At 71.6% G+C, this 19,425-nt stretch carries 13 protein-coding genes and 1 pseudogene; 11 read left to right on the top strand and 3 right to left on the bottom strand.

The window, feature by feature from the left end; translation table 11 throughout:
- Positions 1-2: 2 nt before the first annotated feature.
- The 5 genes from ACIBK9_RS12215 to ACIBK9_RS12195 are packed head-to-tail and all read left to right on the top strand — an operon-like array spanning position 3 to position 5,651.
- Complete coding sequence (locus ACIBK9_RS12215) at positions 3-836, top strand: ABC transporter permease (protein ID WP_358300013.1); 834 nt, start codon at positions 3-5, stop codon at positions 834-836.
- Positions 836-1,792, top strand: coding sequence for an ABC transporter ATP-binding protein (locus tag ACIBK9_RS12210; RefSeq protein ID WP_387683197.1), 957 nt, complete (start codon positions 836-838; stop codon positions 1,790-1,792). The genes ACIBK9_RS12215 and ACIBK9_RS12210 overlap by 1 nt, the downstream gene beginning before the upstream one ends.
- On the top strand, positions 1,785-2,600 hold the full coding sequence (locus ACIBK9_RS12205; RefSeq protein WP_397157473.1) for an ABC transporter ATP-binding protein: 816 nt from the start codon (positions 1,785-1,787) through the stop codon (positions 2,598-2,600). Before ACIBK9_RS12210 ends, ACIBK9_RS12205 begins: the two co-directional genes overlap by 8 nt.
- On the top strand, positions 2,597-4,009 hold the full coding sequence (locus ACIBK9_RS12200) for an amidase (protein ID WP_397157471.1): 1,413 nt from the start codon (positions 2,597-2,599) through the stop codon (positions 4,007-4,009). Before ACIBK9_RS12205 ends, ACIBK9_RS12200 begins: the two co-directional genes overlap by 4 nt.
- Positions 4,010-4,019: 10 nt before the next feature.
- Complete coding sequence (locus ACIBK9_RS12195; protein ID WP_397157469.1) at positions 4,020-5,651, top strand: amidohydrolase; 1,632 nt, start codon at positions 4,020-4,022, stop codon at positions 5,649-5,651.
- 56 nt (positions 5,652-5,707) lie between these two features.
- On the opposite strand, the gene ACIBK9_RS12190 is transcribed toward ACIBK9_RS12195, so the two are convergent.
- Complete coding sequence (locus ACIBK9_RS12190; protein ID WP_397157467.1) at positions 5,708-7,666, bottom strand: ABC transporter ATP-binding protein; 1,959 nt, start codon at positions 7,664-7,666, stop codon at positions 5,708-5,710.
- A gap of 523 nt (positions 7,667-8,189) precedes the next feature.
- Between ACIBK9_RS12190 and ACIBK9_RS12185 the strand changes: the two genes are divergently transcribed.
- Positions 8,190-8,984 carry a neutral zinc metallopeptidase gene (locus ACIBK9_RS12185; RefSeq protein ID WP_397157465.1) on the top strand — a complete coding sequence of 265 codons (795 nt, stop codon included), beginning with the start codon at positions 8,190-8,192 and terminating at the stop codon, positions 8,982-8,984.
- A 204-nt stretch (positions 8,985-9,188) separates the two neighbouring features.
- Here ACIBK9_RS12185 and ACIBK9_RS12180 read toward each other — a convergent pair.
- Positions 9,189-9,326 (bottom strand): annotated as a pseudogene (locus ACIBK9_RS12180) (transposase); the annotation flags it as partial.
- A 442-nt stretch (positions 9,327-9,768) separates the two neighbouring features.
- Positions 9,769-10,206, bottom strand: coding sequence for a hypothetical protein (locus tag ACIBK9_RS12175; protein ID WP_397157463.1), 438 nt, complete (start codon positions 10,204-10,206; stop codon positions 9,769-9,771).
- Between the two features lie 137 nt (positions 10,207-10,343).
- On the opposite strand from ACIBK9_RS12175, the gene ACIBK9_RS12170 reads away from it, so the two are divergent.
- From ACIBK9_RS12170 to ACIBK9_RS12150, 5 genes are all read left to right on the top strand, one after another.
- The gene (locus ACIBK9_RS12170; RefSeq protein WP_397157461.1) at positions 10,344-12,332 is read left to right on the top strand and encodes a sensor histidine kinase; all 1,989 of its coding nucleotides are present in this window, start codon (positions 10,344-10,346) and stop codon (positions 12,330-12,332) included.
- Between the two features lie 11 nt (positions 12,333-12,343).
- A complete protein-coding gene (locus ACIBK9_RS12165; RefSeq protein ID WP_397157459.1) occupies positions 12,344-12,970 on the top strand; it encodes a response regulator in 627 nt (208 codons plus the stop codon).
- Between the two features lie 206 nt (positions 12,971-13,176).
- Positions 13,177-15,447 (top strand): trypsin-like peptidase domain-containing protein, encoded by a 2,271-nt coding sequence (locus ACIBK9_RS12160; protein WP_397157457.1) that lies wholly within the window; start codon positions 13,177-13,179, stop codon positions 15,445-15,447.
- Entirely contained in the window at positions 15,437-19,045 is a 3,609-nt protein-coding gene (locus ACIBK9_RS12155) for a CHAT domain-containing protein (protein WP_397157455.1), read from the top strand. The genes ACIBK9_RS12160 and ACIBK9_RS12155 overlap by 11 nt, the downstream gene beginning before the upstream one ends.
- A gap of 16 nt (positions 19,046-19,061) precedes the next feature.
- On the top strand, positions 19,062-19,379 hold the full coding sequence (locus ACIBK9_RS12150) for a trypco2 family protein (RefSeq protein ID WP_397157453.1): 318 nt from the start codon (positions 19,062-19,064) through the stop codon (positions 19,377-19,379).
- Positions 19,380-19,425 lie beyond the last annotated feature (46 nt).

Raw genomic sequence — 19,425 nt, 5'->3', positions numbered from 1 at the left:
CCGTGACCTTCCACCGCCGCTACCGGCTTCCCGCGGACCGGATGACCGTCGCCGGCGTCGCCGTCCTGGCCGTCCTGGTGACGGTGGCGATCCTGGCGCCGGTCGTGGCGCCGCACGACCCGCTCGCCATCGACTTCCCGGCCGCGTTGAGCGGCCCGAGCGCCGATCACCTGCTCGGAGCCGACCAGTCCGGCCGCGACATCCTGTCCCGCCTGATCCACGGCGCGCGGGCGGGGCTGCTCGGCCCGCTCCTGGTGGTGACTCTGTCGACGGTGGCGGGCACCCTGCTCGGCGTCCTGGCCGCCTGGACCGGCGGTGTGCTCGACGCGGTCCTGTCCCGCGCCATGGACTTCGTCTTCGCCTTTCCCGCGCTGCTGCTGGCGATCACGCTGGTGGCCATGTTCGGCCCCGGCCTGACCGCGCCCGTCGTGGCGATGAGCATCGCCTACACCCCCTATGTCGGACGGCTGGCGCGCGGCGTCGCCCTGCGCGAGATGTCCCGCCCCTACATCCACGCCTACCGGGTGCAGGGCTGGTCCGGGTGGGTCATCTGCCTGAGACACCTGGTCCCCAATGTCGTCCCGCTGATCCTCGCCCAGTCGGCGATCAACTTCGGCTACGCGCTCATGGACCTCGCGGCGCTGTCCTTCCTCGGGTTCGGCACGCAACCGCCCGTCCCCGACTGGGGCGCCATGATCAACGAAGGGGCCTCCGCCCTGCTCCAGGGCGCCATGCTGCCCGCGCTGGCCCCCGGCGCGGCCGTGGTGATCACGGTGGTGGCCTTCAGCGTCGTCGGCGAGGGCATCGCCGACCGCGTCTCCGGGAGGGAGCGCTGATGCTCCAGATCGACGATCTGACCGTACGGCTGGCGCCCGGCCAGGCGGCCCGGCCCATCCTGGACGCGGTGTCGCTGCGCGTCGCCCAGGGCGAGGCCGTCGGGCTCGTCGGCGAGTCCGGGTCGGGCAAGTCCGTCACCTGCCGGGCCGTGCTCGGCCTGCTGCCCGGGCGGACCGCCGTGAGCGGGCGCGTCCTGGTCGACGGCCAGGACGTACTGGCGCAGACCGCCGCGGGGCTGCGTGACCTGCGCCGCCGCCGAGTGGCGATGATCTTCCAGGATCCGCGGGCGTCGATCAATCCCGTCCGGCGGATCGGCGACTTCGTCACCGAGGGACTGCGGGCGGGCGGGCTGCCGTACCGGCAGGCTCTCGATCGGGCGGAGGGGCTGCTGGAGGCGGTGGGGATCGAGGACCCGAAAGCCGCGCTGCGCCGTCACCCGCACGAGTTCTCCGGCGGGATGCTGCAACGGGTGATGATCGCCGGGGCGCTGGCCGCGGAGCCCGACCTGCTGCTCGCCGACGAGCCGACGACCGCCCTGGACGTCACGACGCAGGCGGAGGTCATCGCGATCCTGTCCCACCTCAGGACCGCGCGCGGGATGGGCATGCTGTTCGTCACCCACGACCTGGAGCTGGCCGCGGCCATCTGTGACCGCATCTACGTGATGTACGCGGGCCGGATCGTCGAGGAGCAGGCCACCGGCGAGCTCTTCGCCCGGCCCCGGCACCCGTACACGGCCGGGCTGCTGGCGGCCACGCCCCGGCTGGAGTCGCACGAGCCGCCGCACGGCGTGCCCGGCAGGCCGTTGTCGCTGGCCGAGTCCCCGGCCGGGTGCGCCTTCGAGGCCCGTTGCGGTCTGGCCGTCGAGCGATGCCGGGAGCAACGGCCCGACCTGGAGATCCTGGAACGCGCGCGGGTGGCGTGCCTGAGAGCTGGAGAGCCGGTCCATGACTGAGAACGTGCTGGAGGTCGAGGGGCTGCGCAAGGCGTACGGCCACAAGGCGGCCGTGGACGGCGTCTCCTTCTCGCTGCGGGCCGGCGGCTCGCTCGCCGTGGTGGGCGAGTCGGGCTCGGGCAAGACGACGACCGCGCGGATGCTCGTCGGCCTGGAGATCCCGGACGCCGGGCGGATCAGCGTCGAGGGCCGGAACCGCTCCCGCGCCCCGCGGGGCCGCCGGGCCAGGCTGTCGCGGGCGCGCGAGATCCAGATGGTCTTCCAGGACCCCTACCTCTCCCTGGATCCGCGGATCAGCGTGAGCGAATGCGTGGAGGAGCCGCTACGGCTGCATTTCGCCCTGGACAAGCAGGCCCGCCGGGCCCGGCGCGAGGAACTGCTGGAGCGCGTCGGGCTCGGCGAGCGTGAGGCCGCCGTACGGCCCAGGCGGTTGTCCGGCGGCCAGCGCCAGCGGGTCGCCATCGCCCGCGCGCTGGCCACCGCGCCGAAGGTGCTGATCCTGGACGAGGCCACCTCGGCGCTCGACGTGTCCATCCAGGCGCAGATCCTCGACCTGCTGGCAAGCATCCGCCGCGACCTCGACATCGCCTACCTGTTCATCACCCACGACCTGGCCCTGGTCCGGCACGCGGCCGACGACATCGTCGTGCTCCACCGCGGCAAGGTCGTCGAGGCCGGGCCGACCGCGCAGGTCCTGGCCGCCCCCCAGCATCCCTACACCCGCCTGCTGCTGCACTCCGTGCCGCGGCCGGGCTGGGATCCCGCCCAGATCGCCGCCGACCGGCGCGCCCTTCAGGAGATCATGTGAGTGAGCTCGCACACCTGTCCGCCACGCAAGCCCTGAAGCTGTTCAGGACCCGGGCCCTGTCGCCCGTCGAGCTCATGACCGCGGTCATCGAGCGGGCCGAGGCCGTCGAGCCGCGGGTCAACGCGCTCAGCGAGACGATGTTCGACGAGGCGCTCGACCAGGCCAGGAAGGCCGAGCGCGCCTACCTCGGCAACGGGTCGCCGCGACCGCTCGAAGGGCTGCCGGTCGCCACCAAGGACGAGCAGCCGATCGCGGGGATGCGCGCCAGCGACGGTTCTCTGGCCTACGCCGACCACGTCGCCGACACCACCCATCCGGTCGTCGAACGGGTCGTCGCCGCCGGCGGGATCGTCCATGCCCGCACCACCACGCCGGAGTTCTGCTGCGCCGCCTACACGCACTCCCGGCTGTGGGGCCTCACCCGTAACCCCTGGAACCTGGACTACTCGCCCGGCGGTTCCTCAGGCGGCGCGGGCGCGGCCCTGGCGTCGGGGACGGCGACGCTCGCCACGGGGTCCGACATCGGCGGCTCGATCCGGCTGCCCGCCGCGGCCACCGGCACAGTCGGATACAAGCCGCCTTACGGGCGGGTGCCCGCGATGTCGCCGTACAACCTGGACCACTACTGCCATGACGGGCCGATGGCCCGTACCGTCGCCGACTGCGCGCTCCTGCAGAACGTCATCGTCGGGCCGCACCCGGCCGACGTCGTCTCCATCCGGCCCGCCGTGCACCTCCCCGAACGCCTCGGCGACGTCGCGGGGTTGCGCATCGCCTATTCCCCCGACCTGGGGAACTGGGAGATCGAGCCGGACGTCGCGGCCAACACCCGCGCGGTCGCCGACGCGCTGGCCGCGGCCGGCGCCATCGTGGAGCAGGTGGAGGTGCCGTTGCGGCGCGCCGACGTCATGCGCGCGGCCTTCATCCACTTCGGCGCCATCTTCGGCCCCATGGTCGCCGGCGTGGCGGACACGCACCGCGACGAGCTCACGCCCTACGCCCTCGCCTTCGCCGAGGACTCGCGCGCCGCGCTGGCGCGGGACGGCTTCCTGGCCGGGCTGGAGCTGGAGGGCCGCATCTACGCCGTGATCGGCGACCTGCTCGACCGGTACGACGCGCTGATCTGCCCCACCGCGGGCACCGCCGCGCTGCCCGCGGGCGAGGACTACGTGGACACCAAGCTGACGGTCAACGGGGTCCAGTTCGACCACTACCTGGAGTACTCGCTGACGACCGTCTTCAACATCGCCAGCCGCTGCCCCGTGCTCAACGTCCCGTCCGGTCTCGCGTCGAACGGCGTGCCGACGGGGACGCAGATCGTCGGCCGCAGCTACGACGACGCGACGGTCTTCCACATCGGCGCCGCCGTCGAACGCGTCCTGCCGTGGCCCACCCGCCCGCAGCTCTGAGGAGACTTACATGACTTTTGCCGACAAAACTGCCGACATCGTGTTCCTCAACGGCCGGGTGCGTCCCATGGCCGGCGCTCCCAGCCGCGCGGTGGCCGTGCGCGACGGGCGGATCCTGGCGCTCGGCGAGGTCGAGGAGGTGCGCGACCTGGCCGGCCCGCGGACCGAGATCGTCGATCTGGCCGGCCGGACCCTGCTTCCCGGGTTCCAGGACGCCCACGTGCACCCGGTGCTGGCCGGGCTCTCCATGACCCGGTGCGACCTGCACGAGGCGCGGGACGCCGCCGACGCCCTCGCCGTCGTCCGCGCGTACGCCGCGGCCAATCCCGAGGTGCGCTGGATCTCCGGCGGCGGATGGTCCATGGAATGGTTCCCCGGCGGCACGCCGAGCCGGATCGCCCTCGACGAGGTCGTCCCCGACCGACCGGTCTACCTGACCAACAGGGACGGGCACGGCGCGTGGGTCAACACCGAGGCCCTGCGGCTGTGCGGCGTCCACGACGGAACCCCCGACCCGAACGACGGGCGCATCGAGCGCGAACCGGACGGAACCCCTCAAGGAACCCTGCACGAGGGCGCCGCCTCCCTCGTGGGCAGGCACGTGCCCGAGCCCACGGAGGAGGACCTGCTCCGCGGCCTCCAGGCCGGCCAGCGACGCCTGCACCAGGCCGGAGTGACGGCATGGCAGGACGCGATGGTCGGCCCGGAGGTCCAGCGCGCCTACGAAGCCGCTGCCGACGCCTCGATACTCACCGGGCGCGTGGTCGGCGCCCTGTGGTGGGATCGGGACCGGGGCGAGGAGCAGATCCCCGAACTGCTCGCCCGCCGTACCACCACCGGACGGTTCAGAGCCACCAGCGTGAAGATCATGCAGGACGGCGTGGCGGAGAACTACACCGCCGCCATGACCTCCCCCTACCTGGACGGCTGTGGATGCCGGACCGGCAACAGCGGCATCAGCTTCGTCGGGCCCGAGGACCTGCGCGCCTACGTCACCCGGCTGGACGCCGTCGGGGTCCAGGTCCACGTGCACGCCGTCGGCGACCGGGCCGCCCGGGAGGCGCTGGACGCGTTCGAGGCGGCGCTCAAGGTCAACGGGCGCAAGGGCAACCGGCATCACATCGCCCATCTCCAGGTCGTCCATCCCGACGACGTGCCGCGCTTCGCGGCCCTGGAGGTCACCGCCAACATCCAGCCGTTGTGGGCGGCGCACGAGCCGCAGATGGACGAGCTGACCATTCCCTTCCTCGGCGACCGGCGCGCCGCCTGGCAGTACCCCTTCGGCGACCTCCTGCGCTCGGGCGCCGCCCTCGCCGCGGGCAGCGACTGGCCGGTCAGCAGCCCGGACCCGTTCCTCGGCATCCACGTCGCCGTCAACCGGATGCTCCCCGACGGATCGGGGCGGCCGTTCCTGCCCGCGCAGCGCCTGCCGGTGGCGGCGGCCCTGTCGGCGTACACGATCGGCACCGCCCGGATCAACCACCTCGACACCAGGACCGGGACCATCGAGCCCGGCAAGCTCGCCGACCTCATCGTCACCGACGCCGACCCGTTCGCCGTACCCCCCGGTGACCTGGGCGCCATCACCGTCCTGGCCACCTACGTGGAGGGACGACAGGTGCACGCGCATCCGTCCTTCTGACCGCTCGTCGCCGAGTGAACCGGCCCCCCATCGAGGATGGGGGAGCCCGGTCGAGATCACGGGGTGGTGCCCATGCCGTACTGGGCCGCCTGCAACGACCACAGCTCCGCGTATTCGCCGCCGAGATCCAGCAGCTCCTGGTGGCTGCCGCTCTCCGTGACCCGGCCGTCCTGCAGGACGAAGATGCGGTCGGCGTGCTGCACCGAGTGCAGGCGATGGGTGATGAGGATGACCGTGCGTCCGCCGGCCAGGGCGCGCACACCGGCGAAGGTCTCGGCCTCGGCGCGGGGATCGAGGGCGGCGGTCGGCTCGTCCAGGACCAGCACGGGCGCGTCCCGGAAGTACGCGCGGGTGACCGCGATGCGCTGCCACTGCCCGCCCGACAGGTCGACCCCGCCCTGGTACTCGGGGGCGAGCAGCGTGTCCCAGCCGTCCCGCAGGGAGGCGATGAGATCGGTGGCGCCGGAGGCCGCGGCGGCGCAGGCGAGCGCTTCGGGGGTGGGGCCGGTGGTGTGGCGGCCGATGGCGACGTTGGCGGACACGGTGAAGGGCCATCGTTCGTAGCCCTGGGACAGCAGGGCCACCTGGTCGAAGAGCTGGGTTCGGTCGAGGTCGGTGGTGGGTGTGCCGTCCCAGGTGACCGATCCGGACTCGGGGAGGTAGAGGCCGGTGAGAAGTTTCGCCAGCGTGGTCTTCCCGGAGCCGTTGTGCCCGACCAGGGCGACGATCTGGCCGCGGGTGATGGTGAGGTCGACGCCGTCGAGGGCGGGCTCGTCGGCGTTGGGGTAGCTGAAGCGCAGGTCGCGTGCCTCGATCAGGTCGGGACCGTCGGCCCGCCGCAGGCCGGTGCCGTCGCGGGGGATGGCCAGGCGTTCGGCCTGGCGGCAGGCGGCGGCCCAGTCCTCGGTGTAGAGGCCGTGTTCGAACACGTTGTTGATCGAATAGATCAGGTTGCCCAGCTGGCTGGTGCCGGTCTGGATGGCCAGGACGGCGGTGCCGGCGGCGGCCAGCTGCATGCGTCCGGTGATCAGGAGCCAGCCGAGCACCACGTAGGTGGCGCCCGTCGTCAGGCCGCTCAGTGCCCCGGCCAGCAGTTCGCCTCCGGCGTCGGCGCGGGCGAGGCGGGCCTGCTCCCGCGCCGAGCGCAGGGCCATCCGGTCGTGGTGGCGGAGCAGGAAGTCCCCGGCGGCGTGCGCGCGGATCTCCTCGGCGGGGTCGGCTCCGACCAGGAGCTGGGCCAGGCTGCGCTGCTGCCGTAGGGGAGTCAGCCACCGCAGGCGGGAGGCCTTGCGGCGCAGAGTGGAGCGCACCAGCGCCCAGGCGCGCGGCAGGATGATGAGCGGCAGCAGCGGCAGCAGCAGAGGGTGCAGCACACCCAGGACGCCGGCGGCGGCGGTCATGCCCATCAGCGCTTTCAGCATGCGGATGACCTGATCGATGACGATGTCGATCCATCCGGCCCCGAACTGCGCGGCCTCCAGGAGATCGTGGAACTGGGCGCCCTGGAAGTGCAGCAGCTCGACGTTCGCGGCGCGGCTGAGGAGCTCGTCGTAGGCGAGGTGCTCGACCTTCGGCTGGAGCCGGCCGGAGGCGGCACCGGACCAGGCGGTCAACACCGCGACGCTGATGCCGGCGGCCGCGACCAGGACCAGCGCCGGCACGGCGGCCTTGACGCGGTCGGGGGTGGGCCCCACCGCGAGGATCTGCTGCAGGACCCGGTTGGTGGCCAGCAGGCCGAACGCGGTCGCGGCGCCGACGATGAGCTGGCAGGCCACGACGATCACGAGCGCGGCCGGGTCGGCTCGCCAGGACAGCCGCAGGCAGATGCCGATCAGCGAGGGCAGCTTACGCATGATCACGCCGAAGCCGACCGCCAGGTCGGCCTCGTGCCGCGCCCATCCCATGCTGTACTGGAGGCCGCCTCCGAAGATCGGATCCGTGGCGGGCTCCTGCACGGCGGCCTGCTGCCCGGCGTGGTCGGCAGGGGGTGGATCAGATTTGGACCTTACCGTCACGGACGAGGCTCCGTTCTCTCGGTTCTTCCGTTTGCCGTCGGCGTCCCTTCTCGCCCGGATGGCGATGTCGTGCGTGTGATCGTGGCGTCGACGCGGGCACCCCGTTGCCCTGGCTGCCGGCGGACCTCGCCGGGCGAGGCGGTCGCAGGCTCATGGTGGAGGGCGGCGGGCAGATCTCCGAGGATGAGCGGTGTCGTGATCGATGTCACCCGGCATCTGCCGCTTGGCTGAGCGGGCGCGATCCGACGTCAGAGCGGTCATTCCTGCGGCGGCCGTCCGGTTGATGGCGCTCACGGGGTGTCATGCGCTCACCTCAGCACGCAGGCGCCCCACCCGGAAGACGATGGTGACGGAACCTCGCAGGCACACTATTCGCGCGAGCGTGGCACCGACCTTCGATTCTTGGACCCTGATGTAGGGGATTCCACGTCTTCCGGCATCCGGGGAGCTCGGCCTCGTCGTATCTTCGGGGGACGCCTTCGAGCCCGGCAGAGTTCCGGTACCGCGTGCTTAGATGGCGATCATGCGTTTCGTCACCCTTGTCGCCGCAACCACGCTCGCCTGCCTGCTGTTATCCGGCACCTTGTTGTTGGACACAGCACACGCGGCGTCCGCCTTCCCCATTCGGGCCCGAGCTCTGACCGCGAACAAGCTGTACCGTACGGGCGAACTCCAAGCGAGCCAGTGCCCGGAGCGCGAAGTCGGGCCGAAGACCGTCGCCGCCGCCAAGCGGTACCTGACCGCGGTGCTGGACTGTCTCAACCGGTCGTGGGGCGCCCATTTCAAGAGGGCGGGCCTGCCCTTCGCCAAGGCCAAGATCGGATTCATCACCAAGCCGCGCAAGTACTGCGGAGAGCCCTGGGGCTCCGCCGCAGCCAGATACTGCGACGCCGAGCGGCGTTTCCTCGTCCTTCTGGACGACGACATGCTCGACGACTCCACTGACCTGTACCTGTTCCAGACGGCCGCCCACGAGTACGGGCACCACGTGCAGAACCTCACCGGGATCAGCCGCAGCTACGACCGCTATCCGTACCGGAACAAGAGTGAACTGAACGAGCAGATCCGCCGCATGGAGTTGCAGGCGGAGTGCCTAGGCGGAGTGTTCACCGGCAGCGTCTGGGACTCCTTGACAGAACGCAGCGAGGAAGACTGGGAGATCTTGCTCCAGATAACGCGCGACAGCGGGGACGAGCAGTATAAGAACCGCGACCACGGCAAGGGCCGCAACATCGCCATCTGGCTCGACAAGGGCTTCCGCGCCAGATCCCCGCAGGCGTGCAACACCTGGACGGTCTCCTCGTCCAAGGTTTCCTGATCGCGGAGCCCCTGTCTGTCCCATCGCCTGGCCGGCGCGACGCTCCTGGGCGGGCGTTGATCTCCTGGGCAGGGCGACGCCTCAGTGTGGGGCCTTGACCTGGGCCACCGTGCGATTGGCCAGGTCTGTTCCTTCCAGGATCTCGCCGCGCGCGGTGGGGTCGCCCGTGAGCTCGTACCGCTCGCCGGGGCGGGCGGGACGGACCACGTACAGGATGGCGTTGACGATCTCTCGGCGCGGGTGCTTTTCTGGACGGCCGCCGCTGTTGGGCTCGGGAAGCAGAGGCTCGATGAGGTCCCATTGGGCGTCGGTCAGGTTGGAGAGGTGGCGCTGCGGGGGCATTCGGCCACCTTGGCCGCCCACGAGCTGGCCGTCACGCTGCCCCGAACGCAGACAGGAACTTACTTTGTAAAGGCGCTGGCAGTGGTGCCGCCAGAAAATTGTCTGCAGCAGCGGTTCATATCGGAACGGGCTTCGCCCGAACTCATCATCAGAATCAAAAGATAGATCCATGATCGTTTTGTCTGAAGCGCGCGCAGATGGCGGTCACCGCATGGCAGGCTCGCCGCTGGTACGCAGATGCCGAACGGAACGGATCCAGCTGAAAGAGGAGGCCAGCGGCGTCGCAACCGGTAGGCGGCCCCGGAGATGCGCAGCGGTCCGGCGTCGCAAGCTCAGCGGCAGAATGCTGTGAACCGCCATGGCAGCCGCTGTCGTGGCGCTGCGCACGCCAGGCTGATGGCCTACCTCGCGTCGTCGGCTCCGGCGATCGACGTTCTCCTGCTCACGAAAGTGGCTTACGGCGGCGCAGCAGCCCGACCAGCCGGATCGCAGCCAGCACGCCCACTCCCAGATGCGCGCACACCAGGACGATCTGGAAGATCCGCTGGCCGCCGGTGAGGTCGGCCGCGTAGCCTCCGTCGTAGAAGCCGGACATGAACGCCAGCACCCCCGCTACGGCCAGCAGCCCGGCGGCGGGCGCGGCGAGCGCCCGGCGGCGGCTGGTTGCCCCCGCGACCAGGATGACCTGCGCGGCCATCATCGGGATCGGCGCCGACAGGCGCGCCTGGGAGCCGAGCGCGTCCAGGAACGTGGCGTTCAGGCCGGCCGACAGCGAGATGACCGCGCCGGTCAGGTCCAGGGTGAGCAGCAGCCCGACCCCGGCGAGCAGCGAGATCTTCAGCGGCCGGTCGGTGGTGGTCGTGGTGGTGGAGACGGACATGTTCTTCTCCTGAGGTCGTAGGGAACGGCCTCAAGGATGTGCGGGGCGGCCGCCGGGCGTCATGAGCCTCATGTCCCGACCCGGAGGGGACTTCTCGTCCCGTGACGGCGGGACAACCGGGTGGCACGATTCACTCCATGAAGGACAGATCGGTACGGCGAGCCTCGCTGGTCGGCGGGGTGCTCGTCGCCCTCGTGGTCGGCTCGCTGGCGGTCGAGCCGCGGCTGCGGGCGCTCGGCGTCACGGGGATCGTCGAGCGGTTCGACGCCTTCCGTGGTGTGGCGGCGCTGTCGTTCGGCGTGCCGGGGCTCTTCGTGGTGTCGCAGCGGCCGGGCGGGCCGGCGGGCCGGGTGGGCTGGGTGATGGTGTTCACCGGGGCGGCCCAGGCGGTGGGGTTGGCGCTTGGCACGTACGGGCTGCTCGGCATCAACCAGGGTGTCGAGGGCGGCGTCGGGGGCGGGCGGCTGCCGGGTGACGACTGGGCGATGTGGGCGTCCAACTGGTTGTGGATGCCGGCTTACCTCGTCGTGCCGACGGTCTTCCTGCTGATCTTCCCGGACGGGCGGCTGCCCTCGCGTCGCTGGCGGCCCGCGCTGGTGGCGGCGCTCGTCGCGATCGGGGCCAACACTCTGGACTGGATGTTGCGGCCGGTGCCGTACGAGAACGTGCCGGGCCTGTTCCCCGAGGGGTACGCGGGCGTGCTGGCTGGTCTGCGCGGCCTGCCCGACGTGCTGGATGGGCCGGTCGTGGTGTGCACGGCGGGGGCCGTGGCCGGCGCGGTGGCCTCGCTCGCCGTCCGCTACCGGTCGTCGGGCGAGGAGGTGCGCAGGCGGCTGCAGTGGGTGGTGGCCGCCGCGCTGATCACGGTCGCGCTGGCCGGGGTGGCGCTCGTGGCGTCTTGGGGAGCGGGCGCGCTCGTGCTGGCGGCGGTGCCGCTGCCGGTGGCGGTCTCGGTCGCGATCGTCGCCCATCGCCTGTGGGATCTGGACCTCCTGCTGTCGCGGGCGCTTGCCTTCGGCGCGCTGAGCGTCGGGCTGCTGATCATGTACGCGCTGGTCGCGTTCGCTCTCGGTGGGATCGTCGGTGCGGGCGTGTCGGCGGTGCTCGTGGCGTTCGTCGTGCATCCCCTGTACGCCCGGGTTCTCGCCGCCGCCAACCGCCTGGTGTACGGCGACCGCGACAACCCGGCCCGCGCGTTGCGCATGCTCGGCGCCCGTCTGTCCGGTGCCGGCGTGCCGGGCGAGTTGCTCGATCAGATGGCCGCGGAGGTCGGCAGGGTGTTGCGCGTCCACTACGTCGCGGTCGAGGAGTCCGGCGCGGTCGTCGCCTCCTGGGGCTGTCCGGGTGAGGTGGCCGAGAGCGTGCCGTTGTTGCATCGGGGCGAGCCGGTCGGCGCGCTGCTGCTCGGGGAACGGCTGCGCCCGAAGGATCACAAGCTGGTGGGCGAGCTCGCCCCGCACGTCGCGGTGGCCGTGCACGCCCACCGTCTCGGCGCCGACCTGGAGCGTTCGCACGGCCGTATGCTCGCCGCCCGCCAGGAGGAGCGCGACCGCCTGCTGTACGAGCTGCACGACGGCCTCGGTCCCAACCTGGCCGCGCTCGCGCTCCAGACCGACCGCGCCCGTCGTCTCGTGGACATCGACCCCGCCAAGGCCAAGGGGGTGATGGATGAGCTGTCCAGGCGCATCCGCGCCACCGTCGAGGATGTCCGCACGATCGTCAACGACCTGCGGCCGCCGCCCCTGGACGACCTGGGCCTGGCCGGCGCGCTGGCCGAGCTCGGCAGGGGCTTCGCCGGCGACCTCGCGGTGGACGTGGAGGTGCCGCTCGACCTGCCCGTGCTGCCGCCGCCGGTCGAGCTCGCCGCTTATCGGATCGCCGCCGAGGCGCTGACGAACGCCGTGCGGCATGCCATGGCGTCCCGCTGTACGGTCACGCTGCGTGCCACCGACACCTTGGAGCTGCGTGTGCAGGACGATGGCGTGGGTGTCGGCGCGCCTGTCCGGCGGGGGTTCGGCCTGGCTTCGATGCGGCGCAGGTCCGAGGAGCTGAACGGGACGTTCGAGCTGGTCACGGGCTCGGGGCCGGGCACGCTCCTGCTCGTCAGACTCCCGCTGGCGGCCTGATGATCAGGGTCATGGTGGTGGAGGACCACCCGGTGTTCGCCGAGGGCCTGGTCGCGCTCCTGGGCGACGCGCCGGAGATCGACGTCGTGGGTGTCGCGAGCACCGGCGAGGCCGCCGTCGATCTCGCCGGACGGGTCGCGCCGGAGGTGGTGCTCATGGACCTGCACCTGCCGGGCATGAGCGGCGTGGAGGCGACCGCTCGCATTCTCGCCGACCGGCCGGAGACGGTCGTGCTGGCGCTGACGATGCTCACCGACGACGAGAGTGTGCTCGCCGCGATCCGCGCCGGGGCTCGTGGCTACCTGCTGAAGGAGTCGACCGGTGAGGAGATCGTGCGCTCGGTGCGGGCGGTCGCGGCCGGGCAGGTGGTGTTCGGCGCCTCTACGGGCGAACGCCTGCTGTCGGTGCTCGCCACGACCGCGGCTCGTCCGCGCCCGCTGCCCGAGTTGACCGACCGTGAGGTGGAGATCCTTGATCTGGTCGCGGTCGGTCTGAACAACCAGGCGATCGCGCGGCGGCTGGTGCTGAGCGAGAAGACCGTGCGCAACCACGTGTCCAACATCTTCGCCAAGCTGCACGTCTCCGACCGTTCGGCGGCGGTTGTCCGGGCGCGGGATGCCGGGCTCGGCTCCGGCTGATCATCGCCGAGTCCTGTCCGCCCACGGACCTCTTGGCCGGACACCTGATCGGCCTTCTGGCTGTCGCATCATGCTCGGACGTGCCGGAAGGGCCCAGATGGGGGGGCGCAAGGACTCCGGGGCGGCTCCTGGTTCGTCGGAACCTACCGGCCTTGACGCGGTAGCCCGTATTCTGCTGTCAGTTTCCCCCCGCAGCCGGAGAACAGATGCCGACCACGGTCGAACGCGTGGCCGAGGTGTGGTCCCGGCAGGCCGACGCGTCCTGGTCGTCCGGTTCCGGCTACCTGATCGCGCCGCGCCTGCTCATCACCTCTACGCACGTGCTGTCCGCGACGGGCCGCCCCGGACTCGGGGCCGAGATCAAGGTCAGGACCGCCGACAGGACGCGCCTGTGGTCCGCCGTGTGTACCTGGTCGTCGGCCGACCCCCAGGTGGACGTCGCTGTCCTGGAGATCATCGACGGCGACTGGGGCGATCCTCCTGTCGCGCCCGTGCGCTGGGGACGGCTGGTCAGCCGCCGGGCGGAGGTGGTCTGTCAGGCCTCAGGCTTTCCCGAGGTGCTGGCCCAGCCGGATGGTGTGCGCGAGCGCGATCAGGCCGGTGGCCGGGTGAATCCGGAGGCGGGCGCCAAGCAGCGCCGCTATCACCTCCAGGTGCTCAACCCGCCCAAGCGCACAGGTGCAGGGTCGCCCTGGGCAGGGATGTCGGGTGCCGCGCTGTTCGCCGATGACTTGCTGATCGGCGTGGTGGTCGCTGATCATCAGGGGTATGGCGGGGCGAGGCTGCTCGCCACGCGGGCCGAGGCCCTGTTCGCCGAGCCCGGTTTCCTTGACGCGATCGCGGTGCCGGCGGTTCTCGAACCAGCCGAGCTGGCCAGGTTGTTCTCCGCTCCGGCTGACCGGCGCCGCCCGCGTTCTCCTGCGGCGCTCCTGCGTGCCGACGCCGAGGCGGTGCGGTGGTTCACCCCGAGGGACGACGAGCTGGCCAGGCTCATCGGATGGTGCTCCACGGACGAGGTCTTCGACGCTCGGCTCGTCTTCGGCGCCGGTGGGCTGGGCAAGACGCGGCTCGCGCGTCAGCTCGTCGCCCATCTGCGCCGCGAGGGCTGGGTGACCGGGCAGGTGGTGGCCGAGAGCGCGGCGGTGCTGCCGGAGGAGCCTTTGAGCCGGTTACGCGCGTGTGACCTGCCGCTGCTGCTCGTGGTCGACTACGCCGAGACGCGGCCCGACGTCGTCCGCCGGTTGATCGAGAACGTCGGTGTCGACGACGGCAGCGCGGTGCGCGTGCTGATGCTGGCGCGCTCGGCCGGGCAGTGGTGGCAGCGGCTGACCGCGAAGTCCGACCTGATGGAGTACGCCCTTGAACTCGCCGAGCTTCACCCGCTGACCGGCCTGCCGACGTGGACGGGAGCACGTGAGACGGCGTTCAGGGAGGCGGTGGTGGACATCGCCGCCCAGCTCCATCGGGTGTCGGGTCTGCAGGAGACGTGCTGGACTGATCTGGCTGCCCAGGTGGCGCTGCCCGATTTGGGCGGCCCCGGCTACGGATCGCTGATGCGCCTTCATTTGAGTGCCCTGGTGGGGTTGCTGCAGGCGGGGCCCGCACCGGCCGCCGCGCGCAGCCGTACGCCGCACGAGAAGGTCCTCATGGTGCACGAGAACCGCTACTGGCGGCGGACGGCGGACGCGGTGGGCCTCGCCTTCCTGTCGGATGAGACGTTGCGCAACACGGTGACGATCGCCACCTTGTTCGGGGCGTCGAGCAGGTCCCAAGCCGTGGCACTGCTGAGTCACGTCCTCGGCCTGCGCGACCTGGGGGAGAACGAACTTCTTGTGGTCCACCAGTGGCTGAGCACGCTCTATCCGTCCCAGGAGGGTGAGTGGGGGCCCTTGGAGCCGGACCGCCTGGGTGAGTATCTCGTGGGAACGCATCTGCGTGAGTGGCCCGACCTGATCGACGAACCGCTGGCCGCCGCGTCGCTCACCCAGCTTCACCAGGCCTTCCATGTGCTGGCCCGGGCGAGCGGCGATCATCCCCACGTGGGGCGGCTGCTCAAGGAGCAGGTGGTCGGGCAGCTGGCCAGGTATGGCCCCGTCGCCTTGCAGGTCGTCATCGAGACCGAGCAGCCTGGTTACCTGATCTCGGCGCTGGAGGACGGCGTGGCCGGGGTCTGCGCTTCTGACGAGGCCGCGCTGGTCGCGCTGGCCGGTTCCTTCCCCGCGGGCGCGCCCGCGCTGAACCTGCTGGTCGAGCCGCTGACCCGGCTGGCCATATCGGTGTACGGCAGGCTGGTGAGCGAAGGCCGGACGGACTACCGCCCGGAACTGGCCAGGGCGTGGCAGAACCTGAGCGATCACATGCGGGAGGCTCAGCGCCACGATGAGGCGCTCGCCGCCAGGGCTGTGGCGCTGGAGCTGTACCGCGCGCTGACCGGCCGGGGCAGCGCTGCGGCGGGAGGAGCCTCTCATGCGTCCTGACCACGGCTATCTTCCCGACTACGCCGCCAACCTCGTGAGCTACGCCGAGCAGCTCATGGAGGTCGAGGATCACGTGGGCGCGTCCGCCGCGGCGCGGGAGGCCGTCGAGGTCTACGAGCGGCTGCACGGTGAACCGCTCGGGCTCGCTCGCGCGCTGACCGTGCGGGCGGAGTCGGCCGCCGCGCTCGGACGGTTCGGCGACGCCATGGCCGACGCACCGTCCGCCCTGCTCGTCCTGTGGGACGTGGTCGCGGGGAGGGGCAGCACGCCCGTTCTGCGCGATGCGCAGCTGCGCGTGCTCCTCCTGTTGGCCGACGTCCAGCTCCGCGCGGGCTTGGCGGCGGAGGCATTGGCTACGGCCGAAGCCGGCATCGAGCTGCTCGCCGGGTCCAGACGCCGCAGGAAGGCCGGCGAGGCGAAGTTCTCCGCGCTGAAGGCGCAGGCGCTGGGCCTGCTCGGACGCGACGGCGAGGCAGCGGAGGTCATCGAGGAACTGGACGAATCCCGCCATTCCTTCCACGAGCTTGCCTTCTCTCACGACTACCCCGATGAGGCGGTCGCCTTCTATCGTGGCCTCGCCGAGCACACCCCGGAGTCGGCCCTGCCGGCGCTCGCCGCGGCGCTCACCGAACGCCGCGGCAGGCAGCGGAGCCAGGGCGACGACGAGGGCGCTCTGGCGACGGCCCGCGAGATCGTGGACGTCCATCGGCGGCTCGCCGAAACGGAACCGGACCCCTACCGGATCCATCTCGCCTACGCTCTGGCCGCGCAGGCGGAGATCGAGCGGGGGGTCGTCGCGGACGACGACAGGGACGACGACCGGGACGGCCTCGACCGGGTCGCCGCTCTCCTGATCGAGGCCGCCGAGCTGCTGCCGAGCGACCACGAGGACCGCGCCAGGTTCCTGGTGGCGGCGGCCGTCGAGCAGCCGCCGGACACCGCGATCTTCGTCCTGACCCGGCTCATGCACGAACAGAACGGCCTCGCGGCCCACTCGCTGTTCGTCTACGCGACGCTCGGCGATCTCCTCCTCGACCGGTTCCAGCGTCTCGGCATGGACGAGGACCTCGAGAAGGCCATCGGGGTGCTGCGCGAAGGGCTCGCGGTCGTACCCGAGGCCGAGCCGGAGCGCGACGTCCTGTGGATCAGCCTGAGCGGGGCGCTGCGGCTCAGGTACGAGCGTTCGGGGTCGCTCGCCGACCTGGACGAGTCCATCAGCCTGGTCAGAGCGAACCTGGACCTGTCCGTCGGCGCGAGCGCCCCCGCCGAACTCGGCCTGCTGCTCTTCCACCGGTTCCTCGCGGTCGGCGAGCAGGCCGACCTCGATGCCGCGATCGAGCTCATGCGGGGCGTGGCCGCGGCGATGCCGGCGGACTCCGCGGACGCCCCGCTCGTCGCCGGTCGTCTGGCCGACATGCTGGGAGCCCGCTTCGAGCGGTCGGGCGAGCCCGATGACCTGCGCGCCTACCTGACGGCTGCCGCGGAGGTCCTGTCCGGCACCTCTGTCGACGCGCCCGAACATCCCGTAGCGCTTGATCGGCTCCGTCACGCCGTGTCGCTGACGTATGAGGCGACCGGGGAACCCGCCGTCCTGGACCGCCTGCTCGACCTGACGCGCCGGCTCGTCGCCCTCGACACGCCCGGCACCTACGGAGCCCTCGCCCTCGTGCAGCTCGGCCATGCCCTGGAGGAACGCTTCGAGCGTTTCGACAACCCCGGCGATCTCGAAGAGGCCGTGGATGTGGCCCGCAGGGCGGTCGGCGCGATGCCGGAGGGCGACCCGGACCGGCACTGGGCCCTTGCCCTGCTCGCGAAGGTCCTGTTGCGACGCTCGTGGTCTGCCGGGATCGCGGACGATCTGGACGAGGCCGAGGCGTTGATCCGGCTGGCGGCGGCCATCGCCCCTCAGCAGGCGCGCGGGCAGCACGAGGCGTTCATCGACACGCTGCGCGAAGCCCGGTTCCGGCTCACCCGTGACCTCGCCGACCTCGCCGCGCAGCACCGCGGGCGCTGGGAGCGCTCGGGAGACCCTGCTGCCCTCGAAGGGGCGCTGGAGGCGTTCGCCGCGATCGCCGGACGGCTCGACGAGCCGATCGCGGAGCGCGTGCTCGCCTGGCAGGAGTACGGGCGGCTCGCCATGGCGGGCGGTGCCTACGAGCGCGCGCTCGGCGCGTTCCGCGCCGCGATCGAGCTGGTTCCACTGGCCATGTCGGACCGGCTCTGGCATGCGAGGGGGAGCCGCGAGGACAGCCTGACCGAGCTGGCCGGCGACGCTGCCGCGTGCGCGCTGGAGACGGGACGGCCGCAGGAGGCGCTCACGCTGCTGGAGCAGGGACGCGGGCTGCTGCTGTCGCAGGCCCTGGGCGTACAGGAGGATCTTCGCAGGTTGCGTGCGCGCGCACCTGAGCTGGCGGAGCGGCTGTCGGCGCTGCGGATCGCGGTGGACGAGCCATCGTCACGCGAACCCGGGGGCCGGCCGGCGGAGGAGTTCGAGCGGCTGGTGGAGGAGGCGCGCGCCCTGCCCGGCATGGCGGGTTTCCTGCGCCCGCCGGTGGTCGGCGATCTCCTCCAGGCCGCGGCCGAGGGGCCCGTCGTGGTCCTGAACGTGAGCGGGCACCGCTGCGACGCGATCGCGGTGACGACGGACGGATTGCTCGTCATCGGCCTGCCTGGCCTCGACCGTGCGGCGGCGACCGAGCGCGCACGCCGTTTCCTGACCGAGCTCACCACCGCTTACCGGCCGCTGCGTGACCGGCTGGGCCGGGAGCAGTCGCTGGCCGAGACGCTGGGCTGGTTGGCGGAGGTCGTGGTCGGGCCGGTGCTGGAGGCGCTGCGGCCGCATCTGAGCGCAGCCGAGGGCATGCCGCGCGTGTGGTGGGTGCCGACGGGTCCGTTGAGCGTGCTGCCGTTGCACGCGGCGGGGTGGCTCCCAGAGACTTCCGCCATCGACTCGGTTGTCTCCTCGTACACGGCGACGATCGGCGCGCTGACGCGTTCCCGTTCGGCCGCGCCCGCGGGCCGGCCGGGTTCGGCCCTGGTCGTGCTGCCGCAGTCCGCGGAGAGCCCGATGCGGATGCCGGGGGCCGAGCGGGAGGCGCTCACCGTCGCCCGCCTCCTCGACCCCGCCGTCGTGATCGAGGGAGAGCAGGCCACCAGGCAACGCCTTCTGAGAGAGTTGCCGGGCGCCGACGTCCTGCATTTCGCCGGCCACAGCAGCACGGACGCCGACGACGCCACAGCCGGCTCGCTCCTGCTGTCGGACGGGCGGTTGCGCCTGCGGGACGTGGCCGCGCCCAGCCGGCTGACGTATCTGTCGGCGTGCACCACGGCGGCGCCGGGCGCCGCGGGCGAGCCCATCAACCTGGCCGTGGCGGCGCAGCTCAGCGGTTCGTGGCAGGCGATCGCCACGCTGTGGGAGGTCGACGACCGCGCCTACGCCGACCTCGCACAAGCTTTCTACGAGGAACTCGCGGACGTGAACGGAACCCTTGACGTGGACCGCTCGGCGCGAGCACTGAATGCCGCCGCCCGCCGGCTGCGTGAGCGTTACCCGCACATCCCCTCGTTGTGGGCCGCACATATCCATGTCGGCCGCTGACCTTGATTGGAGTCCCATGACCGACGACCAGTTCGCCGACCTCAGCGCCACCATCAGGCAGATCAGGCGGGAGCTCACCCGGGCGATGCACGAGGGCGAGGGTCAGGAGCTGCTGTTCGGGCTGGGCCCCGTGGAGCTGGAGTTCCTCGTGGACGTCAAGAACGAGGTCAGCGGCGAGGGCGGCGTCAAGATCAGCGTCATCTCGGTCGGAGCCAAGAAGGTCAAGGGCCGGTCCGACTCGCACAAGATCAAGCTCACCCTGAACCCCGTCGACGTGGACGGCAACCCCGCCCGAGTGGCGGCGACGGGGAAGCCGTCGATCCCCGATTCCTGATCCTCGCGCGAGCAGGGCCGGTACGGGGTTGTGCCGGCTCTCAAGC

It is taken from the genome of Nonomuraea sp. NPDC050227 (assembly GCF_044459705.1).
Taxonomy (GTDB): Bacteria; Actinomycetota; Actinomycetes; order Streptosporangiales; family Streptosporangiaceae; genus Nonomuraea.
Note: the sequence above shows the minus strand (reverse complement) of the source record. Positions and strands in the feature narration are given on the sequence as shown.

Bases quoted from the DNA above. Each gene is read 5' to 3' on its own strand.
- ACIBK9_RS12210 (WP_387683197.1), top strand. From the start codon at position 836: ATGCTCCAGATCGACGATCTGACCGTACGGCTGGCGCCCGGCCAGGCG.
- ACIBK9_RS12205 (WP_397157473.1), top strand. From the start codon at position 1,785: ATGACTGAGAACGTGCTGGAGGTCGAGGGGCTGCGCAAGGCGTACGGC.
- ACIBK9_RS12195 (WP_397157469.1), top strand. From the start codon at position 4,020: ATGACTTTTGCCGACAAAACTGCCGACATCGTGTTCCTCAACGGCCGG.
- ACIBK9_RS12185 (WP_397157465.1), top strand. From the start codon at position 8,190: ATGCGTTTCGTCACCCTTGTCGCCGCAACCACGCTCGCCTGCCTGCTG.
- ACIBK9_RS12175 (WP_397157463.1), bottom strand. From the start codon at position 10,206: ATGTCCGTCTCCACCACCACGACCACCACCGACCGGCCGCTGAAGATC.
- ACIBK9_RS12170 (WP_397157461.1), top strand. From the start codon at position 10,344: ATGAAGGACAGATCGGTACGGCGAGCCTCGCTGGTCGGCGGGGTGCTC.
- ACIBK9_RS12165 (WP_397157459.1), top strand. From the start codon at position 12,344: ATGGTGGTGGAGGACCACCCGGTGTTCGCCGAGGGCCTGGTCGCGCTC.
- ACIBK9_RS12160 (WP_397157457.1), top strand. From the start codon at position 13,177: ATGCCGACCACGGTCGAACGCGTGGCCGAGGTGTGGTCCCGGCAGGCC.
- ACIBK9_RS12155 (WP_397157455.1), top strand. From the start codon at position 15,437: ATGCGTCCTGACCACGGCTATCTTCCCGACTACGCCGCCAACCTCGTG.
- ACIBK9_RS12150 (WP_397157453.1), top strand. From the start codon at position 19,062: ATGACCGACGACCAGTTCGCCGACCTCAGCGCCACCATCAGGCAGATC.